The organism is Massilia atriviolacea (assembly GCF_003953935.1).
Classification (GTDB): Bacteria; Pseudomonadota; Gammaproteobacteria; order Burkholderiales; family Burkholderiaceae_D; genus Telluria_A; species Telluria_A atriviolacea.
The window spans coordinates 407,696-423,323 of record NZ_RXLQ01000003.1; the positions used below are offsets into that span (position 1 = coordinate 407,696).

Here is a 15,628-nt window from a genome sequence, read left to right on the forward strand (position 1 = left end):
AGGGGCGGCGCGGTTAGCGGGGGACGATGATATCGAGCCAGGATGAAATCGGGCGAAGCGTTCGTTTCCATGAGTCGCGCACATCGTAGATCACCTTGTTTCGGCGTCGGATATGCACCGGTGTAAACGCCAGCGCTTCGCTTCGGCTGTTGTCGACCAGAATGGACGCATCCGCGACCTTGATTGCCTCGCCGATCGCTTGTTGCGTTCTTGGAAACCGCTGAAGCAGTTTATCAGACGGCACCGCATGGCCGCCCCGACTCTGACGCGTATCGACCCGGGCTATCGACAATGTCACGGTCGATAGCCCGACAAACGCTAACAGGACGAAGTAACCGGACGATTGCAGTGTCTTGATCAGATCGATCTTGCTCGATATCGAACCGTCCGCGTTCCGGTTCCAGTGGGAGAAGACGGTTTCGATAGCGAACGGCAAGCGTGCGCCAATGGCCGAATTAGTGAAGGCACTGACGCCTTGCTGGGCTACCTGCATCCATGCCTGGCTGGTGTCGCGGAGGGTACGTGCCCATGGTGGCAGAAATCCCGACGGGGCCGGGTCGGGCAGGATGGACATCATCATGCGATCGGCATTGAGTAAGGGCAACTGAAGGCGCGGGGAGAGGGAACCGTACCACAGCGTTGACTTGCCTGATCCATTGTGACCGGCAAGAATGACCGCGACCGGTTTTTCGTGCGGTGGCAGCACTGCGGCGAGCGCTTCGTCGATTGAAACCCGGATCATCGCTTCACCTGTATGAAGCGGCCTTTCTTGTCGAAACGCCCCAGAGTCCGCGTTTTTCCGAGCTTGCGCACGACCAGGTTGGGGTCCTTCGAATCGGCTTCGTAGAGCGGCGTTGTATCAGGAAAGTTCAAGCGCACGCCACGGCGTGGCATGGCATCGGCAAATGCGCGCATCACACGCGCACTTTCGGCAAGCCGCTCTTTGAGTTCGGCCTCCGTTGGCGTCGGAACTTCGACGGTGACGCCGCCAATCGAGACAACCGTCATCGGCTTGCCCTCAGCCGTAACGCGCCGGGTCATCGGATTGTCGGACTGCGCCGCATTTGCGGTATTGACCGTCGATTTAGATAAACGAGTAGGCTTGGCCATGGTGCGCTGCCGAGTGACAAGGTGTTGAATGAAGAATGAACCCGCTGATTCATCTTCATTCTAGCCCCAAATCCGAAGGCATGACGCGCGCAGCGCGCCCTTGCACACTCTCAATTATCCGAACGCAATCCCGCCCTCACGGCCGTTCCGCCAGCCGCTGCTTCATCCGCTCCAGCACCGGCACGATCTTGCTGCCCACCTTGATCTGCGGGTTCGAATAGCCGTCGTCCTTGCCCGCTTCGGTCTCGCGCCGCTGGATGATCGTGCGCGCCGCGGCGTGCGCCTCGGTAAAGGAGCGCGTGGTGCTGCGCAGCTGTTCGTCGTACATGGCGCGGCCGAAGAAGGTCAGCGCCGACTTCCTGCCGCAGCCGTAGGAGGTATGGTCGGCATCCGAGGCCGTCATCACCAGCGTGCCGTCCGCCGCCAGCGGGGCGATCCAGTTGCCGGCGTAGCAGGCCGAGATCGACAGCACGCGGTAGCGGATGCCGGCCGCGTCGAGCCAGGCCCTCAGGTCCGGCGGCATCACCGGCGCCACGTCGACCGGCCAGAAATTGGCCGCCAGTTCGCCGTCCGCCGCGCCGTGCGAGGTGAGGTGGACGAACAGCACATCCTCGTCAGGGTCCATGACGGCGGCGATGCCGTCGATGGCGCGCTCCAGGTTCAGCGGCGTGGCCCACGGCAGCTGTTCGGCCGTCTTGCGGTGGTTGATCAGTTGCAGGCCGCGCCCGGCGGCGTCGAAACGCGTCGCCATCACGTCGGCCACCATCGCGCTCTCGCGCCGGAACACTTCTTCGCCTTGGTACGGCGCGAAGGTGATCGTGTACATGTCGATCACGCCCGGGCGCTGCGGCTTGAGCGCGTCGATCTGCTCGCCCAGCAGGGGGAGCTGGGCTTCCATCATTTCCTGGCTGACCTCGAACGGTTCTTCCTTTTCCTGCGCCTCCGCCTGCGGGGCGGCGCGCCAGATGTCCGGCGTCACATCGAAGTGATAATCGAGCATCGAGACGAACATGACCACCACCAGCGTAGCGAGCGCGCGCCACGATGCAAGCGGGCGCGCGGCGCGCAGCAGCACGACCAGTCTTGCCAGGAACGCCCACAACAGCGGCAGGCTCCAGGTGGCCCGCAGGGCCACTGCGTTATTCTCGCCGGCGACACCTGTGCGTACCAGGGCGAAGTAGACGCCCCAGATCAGCAGGCCGAAGATCGTCGATTGCGCCAGCACCAGTGTGATCAACCGGGCCGCGCCGGGGGCGGCATGCGCACGGCGCGCCACATGCGGCGCGGGCTCGATCAGATAGCACAACCACGCGATCATCGCGATACCGCACCAGCCGGCCAGCAAGGAGCGCCAGACCAGGATGGCATCGCCCTCGATGGTCAGGCGCTGGAACAGCACGAGCATGCCGAGCTGCAGCAGCATCTGGCAAGCCATCTGCCACGGCGACGCCGCCAGCCTTTCCCAGCGCGGCGCCAGGAACAGCGCCGAGCGTGCGCCTTCGCGCAGCCAGTCGCACGTTACCAGCACGCCCGGACGGGGCGCGCGCGCAGGTGTCGCCGCCGTCACCGTTGCCGGTGCACCGGCGCTGTCGTCCACCACCGCGTCGCTCATGCCGCTTCCTCGTCGGATCAGGCGCGTTTGACGGCCGGTTTGTTGCCCATCACCTCGCCGAGGCGCACCGGACGCTCGGGCGCCCAATCGGGATTGAAGCCGATCGTGTCTTTTTTAAACAGCATCACGATGGTCGACCCGAGCAGGAAGCGGCCCATTTCCTCCCCTTTTTTGAGCACGATGTTCTTGTCGTCGTAGCGCCATTCCTTGACCACGCCCGGGCGCGGCGGGTTGACCAGGCCGTGCCAGGCGGTGGCCATGCTGCCGACGATGGTCGCGCCCACCAGCACCAGCACGAACGGGCCATGCTCCTTCGACTCGAACACGCACACCACGCGCTCGTTGCGCGCGAACAGGCCGGGAATGCCGCGCGCGGTGGTCGGGTTCACCGAAAACAGCGCGCCGGGCACGTAGATCATGCGCGTCAGGCGGCCTTCGCACGGCATGTGCAGGCGGTGATAATCCTTGGGGCTCAAGTACAGGTTGGCGAAACTGCCATGCTGGAACTGGGCCGCCAGCGCCGCGTCGCCGCCCACCAGCGCGGTGGTGCTGAATTTGTGGCCCTTGGCCTGGAAGATCTGGTCGTCGTCGATGGCGCCGAACTGGCTGATCGCGCCGTCCACCGGGCACACGAAATCGGCCTTGGCCAGCGGCCGCGCGCCGGCGCGCAGCGGGCGCGTGAAGAATTCGTTGAAGCTGGCGTAGCTGGCAATGTCGGGATTGGCCGCTTCTTCCATGTTCACGCCGTATTTGCCGACGAACCAGCGGATCAGGGTGGTGGTGTACTGGCCGCCCTGGTGGCCGGCGACGCGCCCCGCGAACCGGGTCAGACCTTGCTTCGGAAGTAAATATTGGGGAATGACTTTTATGCGATCGGACACGGGCTTCAACCTGTTTAAAAAACGATGGGCAATTATAAACGCGCGCCGCGCTGGTGCAGCGCTTTCCGCCCGCACGGACCGTCAAAGCGCTAAAAATACGCGATATGGCGCGATATGGCGCGATGCTGCTCAGCGCGGACGCACGCCGCCGGCCAGGACGGCGGGCGGATAGTGGCGCTTGAGGCTCTCGTACACGGCGCCGGACTTGACGGCGCTCGCGAACAGGCCTTGCAGCGCGGCGCGGTCGCTGGCGCTGACGGTCTGCTTCGAAATGTAGATGCCGCTTTCGCCCCACGGCAGTTCTTCGAGCGGCTCGATGCGCAGTTTCGGCATCATCCAGGCGAAGCGCTTGTCGTCGGCGATGGCGCTGGCGAACACGGTGGGCGCCATCAGGGTCACGTCGGCAAAGCCGGCATCGAGCACGCGCGCCACGGCGGCGCCGTCCTTTTCGAGCAACAGGCGGCCCTGGGCCGACAGCTGGCTGACCAGGTCCAGGTAGGCGTTGCCGTAGTCGAAGCCGCGCACCAGCACCACGCGCAGCTCTTTGCGCGCCAGCAGTTCGCGGATCGAGCGCACCGGCGCGCGCTGGCTGTCGACCGACATGAGGGTCGCCCGGGTGCCGATCACGGGAACGAAATAGCCATGCTGGTCGCGCCGCGGCGTGCGCACGGCCGGCATCAGCAGGTGCGATTTGCCGGCTTCGAACATGGCTTCCTGGCGCGCGCGCGGCACCACCGAAAAGGTGAAGGTGCAGTCGCTTTTGGCGCTGACCCCGCGCAGCAGGTCGGGATAGATGCCGCTCACCGACTCGCCGCTGATCGCCACGCTCATGCCCGTGGGCGCGACCGGCACCAGGAACGGCTGCTCGCAGATCGCCATCGCAGGAGCGCTGGCGCCGGCGGCGAAGGCGGCAACGATGAACGCGGCCGCGCGGATCCTGCTGGGAGTCGACGATTTGCCCATTTGCCAATTCTAGCGTATGACCGCCTCATGTGCGCATCCGGTGCGCTTTGAAATAAAAAAGTGCAACGCCGATCGCCACACCCTGCATCGCCGCGCACAGGAAGAAGGTGCTGCCGATGCGCCAGTCGTGCGGCGGCAGGTGGCTGGCCATGCCCAGAACGGCGCTGCCCAGCAGGGGCATGAAGATCACGCCCAGGGCGCTGATCGAATGCAGCGAGCCCATCAGTTCGCCCTGGGCACTTGCGTCGGAATCTCGCGAAATGATGCTTTGCAGCGCGGGAACCGTGGTATATGACAACAAATTACACAAAATAAAGACATACATCATCCAGCCCTCGGTCGCCAGGCCGAACAGGACATAGGTAATCGTGCCCGAGGCCATGCCCAGCAGCGCCAGGCGCACCTCGCCGAGGCGCTTCATGAGCATGCCGAGCAGGACCGCCTGCACCACGGCCGAGGACAGCCCCACGCAGAACAGGGCGACACCGTTGTCGCCCGGGCTCCAGTCGAAGCGGAAAGTGGTGTACAGGACCCAGGTCGTCTGCAGCATCATCTGGGCGAAGGCGGTCAGGGCGTACACGATCACCACGGTGCGCACCTCGGTGCGCCGGATCAGCCGCAGCAGCGAGGAAAAGGGATTGATCTTCGCCAGCGACAAGGCCGAGCGGCGCGCCAGCGGCAGCGATTCCGGCACCGCGATGTAACCGTACACGAAGTTGGCGGCGCACAGGCCGGCCGCCACGTAGAAGGGCAGGTGCAGGTTGATGTCGCCCAGCAGGCCGCCCAGCGCCGGGCCGCAGATGAAGCCCAGGCCGAAGGCGGCGCCCACCTTGCCGAAGCTTTTGGCGCGCGTTTTCGGCGTCGAGACGTCGGAGGCGTAGGCCGAGGCGACCGACATGCTGGCCGAGGACATGCCGCCGATCACGCGGCCGATGAACATGAAGGCCAGGTTGGGCGCCCAGGCGGTGGACAGGAAGTTCAGGCACATGCCGGCCATGGAATAGAGCATCACCGGGCGCCGTCCCACGCGGTCGCTGATGGCGCCCAGCATCGGCATGAAGAGGAACTGCATCAGCCCGAACACGGTGGAGAGCACGCCGAACCAGAACGCCTGTTCGTCGCGCCCGCTGACGAACTGGCCGACCAGGGGCGGCATCACCGGGATGATCAGGCCGATGCCGAGCATGTCGATGAACACCGCGACCAGCACGAAATTGAGGTTGGCCGGGGCTTGGGGGGCGTCTGGGCTACTGCTCATAAAGGCAAGCCCGGGGCCGGGCGCGAAAGGGCGATGGCCTATCTTAACGCAATGTTCTTCCGGCGAGCGCAGCCGTGACTACAAAGTCCATTCCTCCGCGAAAGCGGCGCGGAAGCCGGTCAGCTGCGCCAGTCGCGCCGCCCCCAGCGCGCGGCCGGCGGCGGTCTGCATCATGCCCGGCAGCCTGGCCAGCTTGACCTCGATATGGTCGAGCGCATAGGCGCGGTCGTCGCGTTCGCGGTGCTCGGCCAGCGGATCGTCGGGATGGGCCAGCGCGCTGCCCATCTGGCCGGCGATGTAGAACAGGCGCGCCAGGCCCACCGCGCCCAGGGCGTCGAGGCGGTCGGCATCCTGCACCAGCTTCGCTTCGATGGTGTGGGGCGGCAGCGCCGCCGAAAAGCTGTGGGTTTCGATGGCGTGGGCCACCGCATCGCGTTTCGCGTCCGGGAAACCGATGGCGGCCAGCTCGCGCCGCGCCAGTTCGGCCGAACGGCGCGAGGCCATGCTGCGTTGCGGATGGTTCTTGGGCAGGTTGACCAGGTCGTGCAGGTAGCACGCGGCCATCACGGCCAGCGCGTCCGCTTCCGGATGGCTGGCCAGCAGCGCCTGGGCGTTGCGCCAGACCCGGTGCAGGTGGTTGATGTCGTGGGCGCCGTCGTCGCCGCAGGCGGCGCTGGCCAGTGCCTGCAGGCGCGGCTGCCAGGCACGCAGTTCGTCGGTGTTCATTGCTTGCTCCTTGTAGGGAGCGCGATTATGCCATGTCCGCCTGGCCGAACGCGGCCACGGCGCGCTGCGAGAGGGCGTCGGCGGCCTGGTTCTTGTGGCGCGGCAGCCAGCGCAGGCAGGCGCCGTCGATGCGGCCAAGCAGGGCGTGCGCGCGCAGGCGGTAGGCCCGCAGCGAGGGAGCGGCGGCGGCCTCGGGGCCGTTCATATCGTCGATGACGACGCGGCTGTCGCCGTGCACGGTCAGGCCGCGCGCGCCGGCGCCGACGGCCGCTTCGAGCAAGGCGATCAGGGCCAGGTATTCGGCTTCGCTGCTGTTGCCGTAGCCGGCCGGCTGCGAGATCTCGACCCGTTCTCCGCCCGGACCGGTGAGCAGGGCGCCGATGCCGCAGCGGCCCGGATTCGGATGGGCCGAGCCGTCGAACCAGGCGCGCCAGGCGGACGGCGGGCCGTCGTGCCGGGCAGTGGTGGCGCGGCGCGCCAGTGCGCGCCTGGTATCGCGCGCGGCCAGGCGCGCCGCTTCGGTGGCGGCCAGCGCGGCGCGCTGTTCCAGCAGGTGCGCCAGGCCGTGCGTGCCGGCGCGCTGTTCGAGCGTGGCGCGCAAGGCCTGTTCCGCGCTGATGCCGGTGCGGGCGGCGAGTGTGCGGCTGGCCCGGAGTTCGGCCTTGAAGGCCGCTGCCAGCAATTGCGGCAATGCGTGAATCGGTTCGTTCATGCCGACAGCATAACCGGTCGCGCCATCGCGCAACAAAAAAAGCGCCAGCCGGGTTGCCGGGCTGGCGCTTGGACGGTCACACGGCCGGATCAATCGCGGCGCGGATTATCGGGACGGCCGTCGCGGTGGTTCGGGACGCCGTCGCCATCGCGGTCGCGGTCGGCGCGGTTGGGCACACCGTCGTTGTCGCGATCGCGGTCGTAGGCATCGGGCACGCCGTCACGGTCGCGGTCACGGTGTTCCAGGCGGTCGGGGATGCCGTCGCGGTCGCGGTCACGTCCCTCGCCATGGCGGCTCCAGCGCGCCGGTTCCATGTACCAGTGGCCGTCGCGCTGGATCCAGGCCGGCTGCGAGTACACATAGCCGGCGCGTTCGCGCATCCACTGGCCGCCGACCCAGGCGTGGCGGTTGCCGCGCCATTCCCAGTGACCGGGCACCCACACATGGCCGGCCCGTGGGCGCGGCACGCGTTCGTAGCGTGGCGGCGGCGGGGCGACGCGCACGACGTCGTAGTCGCGCTGCGCCACCTGGCGCCAGCCGCCGCGGTCGAGGCGGTAGCCGTCGTTATCGCGGATCCATTCGGTGCGGCGGTATTCGTAACCGCTGCGCGCGCTCTCCCAGTGGCCGGGCGTCCATACGTGGCGGTTGTGTTCCCAGTTCCAGAATCCCGGCGCCCACACGTAGCCGTGGCGCGGGGCGGGCACGCTTTCGAAGCGCGGTGGGGGCGGGGCGGTATTGATGATCACGCGGAAATCGGTTTGAGCGACCGACGGCAGCGGCATGAAACCGGCGGCGCCAAGGGTGATCAGTGCTGCGAATGTCAGGGTGCGCTTCATTTTGCTTCTCCTAGTGAATTCCTGTGAGTTCAATATAGCAAGGCGTCCGGCGCGCACGGACGATTGATTCACCTGCTTACAAATGAAACAGAATCGCAGGCAAACGTAAGTTCCGTTACGTGTCCCGCAAAATTGCACAGATTGCAATCTTGCACGCTTTCGTGCGCCCCCCGCTAGTGCCAGGCAGGCCACGCGCGCGGCGTGCCGGGCGGGATGCGAAACGATGCGAAACGATGCGAAACGATGCGAAACGATGCGGAGAGATGATGAGAGGCTGGTTCGATTCGGTTGTGCAGGCGTGCTGCGTACGGCGGACGGCATGGCGCCGTGCGCGCCACCTGCGCCAGGGGACGCGCGCAGCGGGGGCGGCAAGCACCTTTGCCATCGGTCCGGTGCACCGGATCGGCGCCGCCGGCGTCATCGCCGCCGCGGCCGGCGCATTGCTGATCGCAGAGCACGCGCGCCACCTGGCCGCGTCGTCGGAACCCGGCGCCGCCGTCCTGCACGGCGCCGGCCTGCCGGTATCGGCAGAGGCCTTCCAGGGCGCTTTGCCCGGGGCGCAGTTCAGCGTCGCGCCGCAAGCGGGCATCGGCGTCACGTCGCATGGCGGCGCAACGCTGCTGATCGCGTCGAACCTGCGCAGCGCGCCGCCGGTGCGCATCGACCTGTGCACGCACATGCTCGATCCGGCCAATGGGCGCCTGCTCCCGCTGCGCATCGGCTACCAGTTCGCCGACGTCGCGCGCTGGGTCGCGCGCAACGCGTCGGCGGCCAGCCCGGTCACGCTGCGCAACATCGCCCTGGCCGGTCCGGATCTGGCGGGCATGCCGCAGGTTCAACTGAGCGGCAAGGCCACGGGCGACCTTGCCGGGCCGCTGCGGCTCGACTGGAATGGCGCGCAGGCCGCCACGCGCTGGGTGGGCGAGGGCGCCGGCGCGTCTGCCGGTGCGCGCGGCGCGGTCGAACTGCGGCGCGAGGGCTGGCTGGTGTGGAAGGACGCGGCCCTGCGCTTCCAGCGCCGCCCCGTCGCGCGCTGCCCGCAAGCCGGCGAACTGCTGGTCCAGCTGTTTCGCACGGGCGGCGCGGCCAGCGCCGCCAAATCACTGGCCGTGGCGTTTCCGGCCCAGGGTGCCGCCGTGTCGGCGTGGCTGGCGCCGGGACGTTACCAGGTGCCGCTGCTGCCGCGCGCCAGCCTGGAGGACCAGGCGCTGTTCCAGGCCTTGCAGCAGCGCGGCCTGGTGCGCCTCGGCGCCGGGGGGCTGGCCGAACTGGCGCCGCGCGACCTGGCGGCATGGCAGGCGGCCGGCGACGGTGCGCGCGCCGCGCAACTGGCCGGCTGGCCGGGCGCGCGCCTCGATCCCGAATCCCTGAAACTGCTCAAGCGCCTGTACCGCATGGCCGACGGCGACTACGTGCGCGAACAGGTCCGGGTGTTCAACAGCGAACGGCGCCTGCTGGCGTGGCGCATGAAGCCGCAAGCGCCGCAGCAGGGCGGGGACTGGCAGGCCAGCGTGGCCGGCGCGCCGGCCTCGACCACGGGGTCGATGCCGCCGGCCGCCGCGCGCCTGTTCGCCGATGTGCCGCAAGGCTGGGCGCCCTGGACCCGCATCGGCGCCTGGCCGGACGCCGCCGCCGGCGCGCCGGCGCGCCTGACCCTGGCCCTGCCGCGCGCGGCGCACGCCGGACAGCTTATCGAACTGATGCTGCTCGGGCGCCTGCTGTCGGTGCAGGGCGCGCGCGTGCGCGGCCAGCCGCGCGACGCCTGCAGCGGGCGCGATTGCCCGTCGCCGGCGTCGGTCCAGTCGCTGGTGCTGGAGCTGGAAGCGGGGGCGCGCAGCGTCAGCCTGGACGCCGCGCCGCTGCGCATGGCCTCTCTGGCGGGCGACCAGCAATACCGTCACCTGCGCGTGGCCGGCGGCCAGTTGAGCTGGCGGCCGCTGGCGGCCAACAGCGCCACCGCGCGCGCGCCATCGCTGGCGGCGGTGACGCTGGCCGACCGCCATGGCACGGTCCTCTGGAGCGGCGGCGAGCCGACCCGCGCGGCGCTCGATGCGGGCCTGGCGCCCTTGCTGGGCATCCGCGCGGCGCACGCCAACAGCGTGGCCGGGATGCTGGCGCGCCTTCCCGCGCAGGGCGGCGCCGCCCACCAGGCGCGCCTGACACTCGACCTGGCCCTGCAAACGGCCAGCCAGCAGGCGCTGGAGTGCATCGGCATTCGGCGCGGCCACTGGAGCGGGGGAACGTGCAGCGGCGCCAGGGCGCCGGAGCCGGGCCGCCAGGCGGGCCTGGTCATCCTCGACACCGCCAGCGGCGACGTGCTGGCGGCGGCCGGTGCCGGCGGCGGCGCCGTGACCCCGGCCAACTGGAACGAGGTGCGCGATTTCGACCGTGCCAATCCGGCCCGCAGCCCCCTGCGCCTGCCGGCCTTGCAGCACGACGGCGGGGCGCACCGCAGTCCCGGCTCGACCTTCAAGGTGATCAGCGCCCTGGGGCTGGAACTGGCCGCCGGGCGCGATCCGCAGCTCGAAGCGCTGCTGGCCGGCCTGCCGCTGCCGGCGATCAACCGCATGGCGCAGGCCAAGGGCTTCGCCTTCCAGACCAACGCAGCCAGCTACCCGCAGGGCACCCGGCTGGCCCACATCACCAACTACAAGGACCAGCACCTCGACCGGCGCGCGCAGGATGGGCGGCTCGGCCTGTCGCAGGCGCTGACCTACAGCCTCAATACCTGGTTCGCCTGGTCCGGCGAATTGAGCGACCGCAGCCTGTTCGGCCGGCCCGAGGGCGGCGCGCCCGACCTGCAGGCCCTCGATGGCGGCGCCCTGGACAGCGTGCGCCCGATCGTGGCGATGGCGCACCGCCTCGGCTTCGAACAGGCTACGCGCCTCGATGGCGGACTGCTGCCGCCCGATTATGCGTGGTCGACCTGGGACGCGCTGCAAGCCAGTCCCGCCCACATCGATCCGATTCATACGCGCCACGAGCTGCGCCAGATGGCGATCGGCCTGCGCATGCAGGTCACCCCGCTGCAAATGGCGCTGGTGTCCGGCGCCGTGGGCGAGGGCAGGGTGATCGCCCCGCGCCTGCTGCTCTCGCTCGACGGGCGCCCAGCGCAGGCGGGCGCGCGGCCGGCGCTGGGCGTGCGGGTGGACCGGGTGCGGGCCGGGATGAAGGGCGTGGTCGACCATGGCACGGCGGCCGGCGCCTTTCGTGGTGCGAACCTGGAGGCGGTGCGGCGTGGCCTGTCCGGCAAGACCGGCACCTCGCCCTCGCTGGTCGACGGGCGCGAGCTGGCCACGGTATGGTTCACCGGCTGGCTGGAACCGGGCAGCCTGCCGGGGCAGACACGGCGCCTGGCGGTGGCGGCTTTTGTCAGCCATTCCGACGCCACCGGCGGCGAGCACGCGGCGCCCATCGTGGCCGCCGTGCTGGGGGCGATGGCGGCGCAGAATCCGGAACAGAAGGGTAAATAGGGCTTTCAAGCGCGCCTTGCCGATCCCCGTTGTATGGCATCATTTTGATGCTCGAACAACGATGGGGATGGTATGCGCTTGCCGGGAACCCGGTATCAGGAACAAGGCTGGGAACAGGTGCGCAAACTGCTTGGGCACTGTTCCCTGGAGGCGTTCGGCGTCCTCTCGCCCGCGCACCTGTCCGATGCGCTGGCCGGGTATGTCGACCTGACGGCGGAAGCGCTGCGCGCCTGCGCGCGCTCGGCGCGTGCCGAGGCTCCGGCCAACAGCTATGGCGAGAGCGTGCTGGAACTGTCGCTCAGCCTGTTGTACGAATTGCAGGCCCGTCCCGCCGACTGGGCCGCCCTGTGCGACGCCGTGGACAAGGAATACGGGAAGATCGGCGCCTTCTGGACGGCGCCCGGGGGCGACGCCATCCTGCGCAAGAAGGTCAACGACATGTACGCGGGCCTGCGCGACAAGGTCGATTCGGACAACTACCAGGCCGCCTGCGGACGGGCGTGCAGTCCGAACAAGATGTATGCCTATCGCATGCTCGATACCGCCTACAGCGATATCGCGCGCCTGTTCGGCGCCTGGCGCGAGCACCCCGAGCAGGTCGGCGCCATCCTCGGGCGCGAGGTGACGGCAATGCCGATCGAAGCACGCCAGATGCGCGCCATCGGGGCCTGCAAGGCGCAATGGGTGCTGCGCTGGAGCGAGTCGCTGGAACGCTTCGGCGGCGCCGCCGGTCCCCTGCACACCAAATCCAAACGCTTCGCCAACCTGAAAACCAGCCCTGACAAAATCGGCGCCATGCTGGCCGAGATCGGCGACTACGAAGAACTGTCGTCGAACCGCGACAGCGACTGGCTGCACGACGCCGGCGAAGCGGCCAACTGGCTCGACGACCTGTGGCGCGTGAGCGATGCCGCCGTCGAGGAGGGCGAGGGCCGCATCCTGGCGGAGGTGGAGCCCGACAGCGAAGCCCCGGACCCCGATCCCGAGCCTGCCGAGGCGCCCGAAGCGGTCGCGTACGACACCGCGATCGCGGCCAGCCTTTCACTGCCCCCCCGCTTCATGGAACTGGCGTGGTCGGCGCAGGACCACGCCAGCTGGACCGCCCGCGCGCTGGCGGCCTATTCGCTGCCGGTGCGGCTGGCGGTGTACCTCAAGACGATCGGTGGGCTGGACGACAGCTATCCCGGCGAATGGCTGGATCCGGCCACCGGCGAGCTGCCGACCATGCAGCAGCTGGCGGTGCTGGACCAGGTGTCGCTGCCGACCCTGCGCAAGCGCCGCGACGCCGCCATCGCCAGCCTGCTGGAGGCAGTTCCATGAAGGAGAATGATGTGAAAGTGAACCAGGAACCGGACCGCAAGCTGCTCGAACGGCTGCTGCTGTCGCCCCGCGTGGAGGGCGACCGCCTGATGCTGGCCGATGCCGTGCTGCTGGCGGCCCTCGACGGCAGCCATCCCTTGAACCGCGCCGAACTGGCCGCCTTGCGTGCCTCGCCGCTGACCTTGCGCCGTTTTCGCCAGTTGTCCATCGCGCGCCGCAACGGTGCGCGCGCGGCCAACGACGAGGCCTGGAGCGGCAGCGCCGGCATGCTGCGCGCCGCTGACGATGGCGCCGACCTTGAGCGCCTGCTGACCGACGACGGCCACTGGAGCTTGCATTTCGTGGCGCAGGACGGCGCCTGGCGCCTGATCCTCTCGCTCGACGCCGCCGCGCCGTTCGCCGCGCGCCTGCTGCGCGAGCAGCCGATGCTGCGCGTGGTCGACGGCGGCGGCGCGATCCTGCTGCAAGGCCGGCTCGATGCCGATGGCGAAGTGGAATGCGGCTGGCCCTTCGAGGGCGCGCCCGCGCCGCACTTCCAGCAGTTCGGCGCGCACTTCGCGGTCGAACCGGTGCACGTGTGAGTAACGCCATGATCGGCCTGTTCAAGCGTCCCGCCAGAACCACCCCGCCCGACACGTCGGCGCTCGGCACGGCCACGCTGGCGCTGCGCATGGGTTCCGGCTGCACGGTGCCGAAGGGCTGCACCGGCGTGGTGGCCGACGGCGGCGGCCACACGCGCCGCGTGGCCGAGGGCACCCGCATCGTCCTGGCCGAGACCGAGAACGCATTCTGCTTTCATCCCGGCCCGTACGGCGCCGACCTGCTGCCCTTCGCGGGGGCGCCGGAACTCGGCCTGCGCCTGTCGTTCGCCGTCGACGCGCCCGATCCGCGCGTGGCGCAGCAGCGCTTCGACCTGTTCCTGGCCAGCGAGGCGGGCGACACGCTTGCTCTCTCCGCATTCGCCGCGTCCGTCGAGTCGGCGCTCCAGCAGGAGCTGGCGCTGGGCCACCTGGCGCTGCCGCCGTGCACTACGCTGGACGAATGGAATGCGTTTCGGGGCGGCTTCAATCAACTGTTGTATACCCGCTTCGGCATCAGCGTCGACGATTGCGTGCCGGTGGACCTGGGCGACCGGGTCGACTACGCCGCCATGCTGCTCGCGCGCGCGGCCGACGTGCCGCAGGCGGAGCCGCCGCCGTCAAAGGCCGCCGCCGCGCCCGTCGACGCCCAGGGCAGCGATGCCAGGGCGCTGCGCCGCCTGTTCCTGGAACTGCCCTGCGTGATGCACGGCCTGCGCATGGCGGTGCTGCCGCCGGGCCAGGCGCTGTTCCAGCAGCATAGGGCGCTGCTCCAGCGGCTCGACCAGGTCAGCCTGTCGGTAAACACCATGCCGGCACTGGAACTGGCCGCGCCGGGCGAGCCGCTGGCGGCCGAACGCCAGCGTGCGCGCACGCGCCACAGCCTGCGCGCCAGCGCCGCCCTGGATGAAGCGTGGGCGCTGCTGGCGCGCCTGGGACTGGCGGGCGAGGGCGAACTGGCGCCGCTGTTCGACGACGCCGACCGCATCATCGCCAATCTCGAACACGAATGCGCCGCGCGCCGCGTGGCCAATCCCACGGCCGAAAGCGAGCCGGCATGAGATGCGCAAACGACAAGCGCCACGGCGCCGAATGCCGCAGCGTGCTGGCCGGCGGGGCGCTGCTGACCGTCAGCGCCACGGTGCGCCCGCGCGCCGGCCGCGCCGACGTCAAATGCAGCGGCGCCGGCGACGCCGCCGTGGCCGAACGCATGCAGCAGGTGGTGCGCCTGGCGCGCCTGACCGAAGGCTGTGTCGACAGCCGCGACCAGGTGGTCATCAGCATCGACCGCGCGCCCGGGCGCCATGAACGCGACTGGGAACTGGCCGTGGTGCTGGCCGACCGCATGGCGCGCGGAGTATGGCAGCCCGCCGGCCCGGTGCTGGCCAACGGCTGGTCCGAGCAATGGCAGCTGGGACGCATCGGCGGCCATGACGTGGCCAATGCGCCGGCCCACGCGCTGCTGGGCGGGCCCGCTGGCCTGGGATGGCTGGGCGCCCTGACCGGGCAGCCCGACAGCGCGGCCAGCGTGGCCTCGGCGCGCGCCTGGTTTCCGCTGCACAGCGGCGGCATCAACGACAGTTTGTGCTGGGTCGAGGTGAGCGTTCATCCGCTGGCCGGGGCGGGCGGGGATGAGGAAGAGAGCATCGCCGCGCCGGGCCTCGACCCGGTCCAGCTGCTGGCGGTGCGCCAGGCGCTGGCCGGGGCGCGCCACTTCGACGGCCGCGCGCTGGGGCGCTGGCGCACGGTGGTGCGCTTCGGCCAGGCGCGCTTCCAGGGCAATTCCTTCGAACTGGCGCTGGTGATGGCCGACCGCATGGCGCGCGGACGCGAATTTGTGGCGCGCGGGCGGCTCATCGCCAGCGGCTGTTCGGGCGCCTGGCATGCGGGGCGGGTCGATACGGTCGAAGGCTGCGCGCCGAAGTGCGCGCTGATCCTGCAGCAAACCGTGGCCGGCGACCGCATTTTGCTGCCCAAAGCGTGGGAAAGCGCGCTGGCGCCCGGGTTTGCCGAGGCGCTGCGCGCGCGCGGCGCCAGCGTGGCGCTGGTCGAGCGGATCGGGATTATTTGAACACCCGTTTACATGACCCGCGTGCGCGGCGGTGGTGCGTGGCGTCCCCTGCTAAAATCGGGACGGCCGGGGCTGGATTGGTAAAAAG

14 protein-coding genes are annotated in these 15,628 nt (G+C 69.4%); 5 read left to right on the forward strand and 9 right to left on the reverse strand.

Translation table 11 applies throughout. The features are described 5' to 3' along the window. Positions 1–13 precede the first annotated feature (13 nt). The 9 genes from EJB06_RS07080 to EJB06_RS32960 all read right to left on the reverse strand — a co-directional run bounded on the left by EJB06_RS07080 (position 14) and on the right by EJB06_RS32960 (position 8,098). Positions 14–742: a zeta toxin family protein gene (locus EJB06_RS07080; RefSeq protein ID WP_126073302.1), complete on the reverse strand. Its 729-nt coding sequence runs from the start codon at positions 740–742 to the stop codon at positions 14–16. Continuing rightward, positions 739–1,110, reverse strand: a complete 372-nt coding sequence (locus tag EJB06_RS07085) for a hypothetical protein (RefSeq protein ID WP_126073303.1) — start codon at positions 1,108–1,110, stop codon at positions 739–741. The genes EJB06_RS07080 and EJB06_RS07085 overlap by 4 nt, the downstream gene beginning before the upstream one ends. A 136-nt stretch (positions 1,111–1,246) precedes the next feature. Continuing rightward, a complete protein-coding gene (locus tag EJB06_RS07090; RefSeq protein WP_126073304.1) occupies positions 1,247–2,722 on the reverse strand; it encodes a C13 family peptidase in 1,476 nt (491 codons plus the stop codon). 17 nt (positions 2,723–2,739) lie between these two features. Continuing rightward, entirely contained in the window at positions 2,740–3,603 is an 864-nt protein-coding gene (asd, locus tag EJB06_RS07095) for an archaetidylserine decarboxylase (RefSeq protein WP_126073305.1), read from the reverse strand. 129 nt (positions 3,604–3,732) lie between these two features. After that, positions 3,733–4,566, reverse strand: a complete 834-nt coding sequence (locus EJB06_RS07100) for a transporter substrate-binding domain-containing protein (protein WP_126073306.1) — start codon at positions 4,564–4,566, stop codon at positions 3,733–3,735. A gap of 25 nt (positions 4,567–4,591) precedes the next feature. After that, positions 4,592–5,824, reverse strand: a complete 1,233-nt coding sequence (locus EJB06_RS07105) for an MFS transporter (protein ID WP_126073307.1) — start codon at positions 5,822–5,824, stop codon at positions 4,592–4,594. Between the two features lie 78 nt (positions 5,825–5,902). Beyond that, positions 5,903–6,550: an HD domain-containing protein gene (locus EJB06_RS07110; RefSeq protein WP_126073308.1), complete on the reverse strand. Its 648-nt coding sequence runs from the start codon at positions 6,548–6,550 to the stop codon at positions 5,903–5,905. A 25-nt stretch (positions 6,551–6,575) separates the two neighbouring features. Next, entirely contained in the window at positions 6,576–7,262 is a 687-nt protein-coding gene (locus EJB06_RS07115) for a ribonuclease HI family protein (RefSeq protein ID WP_126073309.1), read from the reverse strand. 89 nt (positions 7,263–7,351) lie between these two features. Next, positions 7,352–8,098: a hypothetical protein gene (locus tag EJB06_RS32960; protein WP_307720439.1), complete on the reverse strand. Its 747-nt coding sequence runs from the start codon at positions 8,096–8,098 to the stop codon at positions 7,352–7,354. Positions 8,099–8,361: 263 nt separating this feature from the next. Here EJB06_RS32960 and EJB06_RS07125 point away from each other — a divergent pair, with 263 nt between their 5' ends. From EJB06_RS07125 to EJB06_RS07145, 5 genes are all read left to right on the forward strand, one after another. Further along, positions 8,362–11,571 carry a penicillin-binding transpeptidase domain-containing protein gene (locus tag EJB06_RS07125; protein WP_307720440.1) on the forward strand — a complete coding sequence of 1,070 codons (3,210 nt, stop codon included), beginning with the start codon at positions 8,362–8,364 and terminating at the stop codon, positions 11,569–11,571. Positions 11,572–11,643: 72 nt separating this feature from the next. Beyond that, on the forward strand, positions 11,644–12,891 hold the full coding sequence (locus EJB06_RS07130; RefSeq protein WP_126073310.1) for a hypothetical protein: 1,248 nt from the start codon (positions 11,644–11,646) through the stop codon (positions 12,889–12,891). After that, positions 12,888–13,472, forward strand: coding sequence for a hypothetical protein (locus EJB06_RS07135; protein ID WP_126073311.1), 585 nt, complete (start codon positions 12,888–12,890; stop codon positions 13,470–13,472). Before EJB06_RS07130 ends, EJB06_RS07135 begins: the two co-directional genes overlap by 4 nt. Continuing rightward, positions 13,469–14,530: a hypothetical protein gene (locus EJB06_RS07140; RefSeq protein ID WP_229426968.1), complete on the forward strand. Its 1,062-nt coding sequence runs from the start codon at positions 13,469–13,471 to the stop codon at positions 14,528–14,530. The genes EJB06_RS07135 and EJB06_RS07140 overlap by 4 nt, the downstream gene beginning before the upstream one ends. After that, positions 14,527–15,540, forward strand: coding sequence for a hypothetical protein (locus EJB06_RS07145; RefSeq protein ID WP_126073312.1), 1,014 nt, complete (start codon positions 14,527–14,529; stop codon positions 15,538–15,540). Before EJB06_RS07140 ends, EJB06_RS07145 begins: the two co-directional genes overlap by 4 nt. Positions 15,541–15,628: the final 88 nt, after the last annotated feature.

Coding starts and splice junctions, on each gene's coding strand:
- EJB06_RS07080 (WP_126073302.1), bottom strand. CDS start 742: ATGATCCGGGTTTCAATCGACGAAGCGCTCGCCGCAGTGCTGCCACCG.
- EJB06_RS07085 (WP_126073303.1), bottom strand. CDS start 1,110: ATGGCCAAGCCTACTCGTTTATCTAAATCGACGGTCAATACCGCAAAT.
- EJB06_RS07090 (WP_126073304.1), bottom strand. CDS start 2,722: ATGAGCGACGCGGTGGTGGACGACAGCGCCGGTGCACCGGCAACGGTG.
- EJB06_RS07100 (WP_126073306.1), bottom strand. CDS start 4,566: ATGGGCAAATCGTCGACTCCCAGCAGGATCCGCGCGGCCGCGTTCATC.
- EJB06_RS07105 (WP_126073307.1), bottom strand. CDS start 5,824: ATGAGCAGTAGCCCAGACGCCCCCCAAGCCCCGGCCAACCTCAATTTC.
- EJB06_RS07110 (WP_126073308.1), bottom strand. CDS start 6,550: ATGAACACCGACGAACTGCGTGCCTGGCAGCCGCGCCTGCAGGCACTG.
- EJB06_RS07115 (WP_126073309.1), bottom strand. CDS start 7,262: ATGAACGAACCGATTCACGCATTGCCGCAATTGCTGGCAGCGGCCTTC.
- EJB06_RS32960 (WP_307720439.1), bottom strand. CDS start 8,098: ATGAAGCGCACCCTGACATTCGCAGCACTGATCACCCTTGGCGCCGCC.
- EJB06_RS07125 (WP_307720440.1), top strand. CDS start 8,362: ATGATGAGAGGCTGGTTCGATTCGGTTGTGCAGGCGTGCTGCGTACGG.
- EJB06_RS07130 (WP_126073310.1), top strand. CDS start 11,644: ATGCGCTTGCCGGGAACCCGGTATCAGGAACAAGGCTGGGAACAGGTG.
- EJB06_RS07135 (WP_126073311.1), top strand. CDS start 12,888: ATGAAGGAGAATGATGTGAAAGTGAACCAGGAACCGGACCGCAAGCTG.
- EJB06_RS07145 (WP_126073312.1), top strand. CDS start 14,527: ATGAGATGCGCAAACGACAAGCGCCACGGCGCCGAATGCCGCAGCGTG.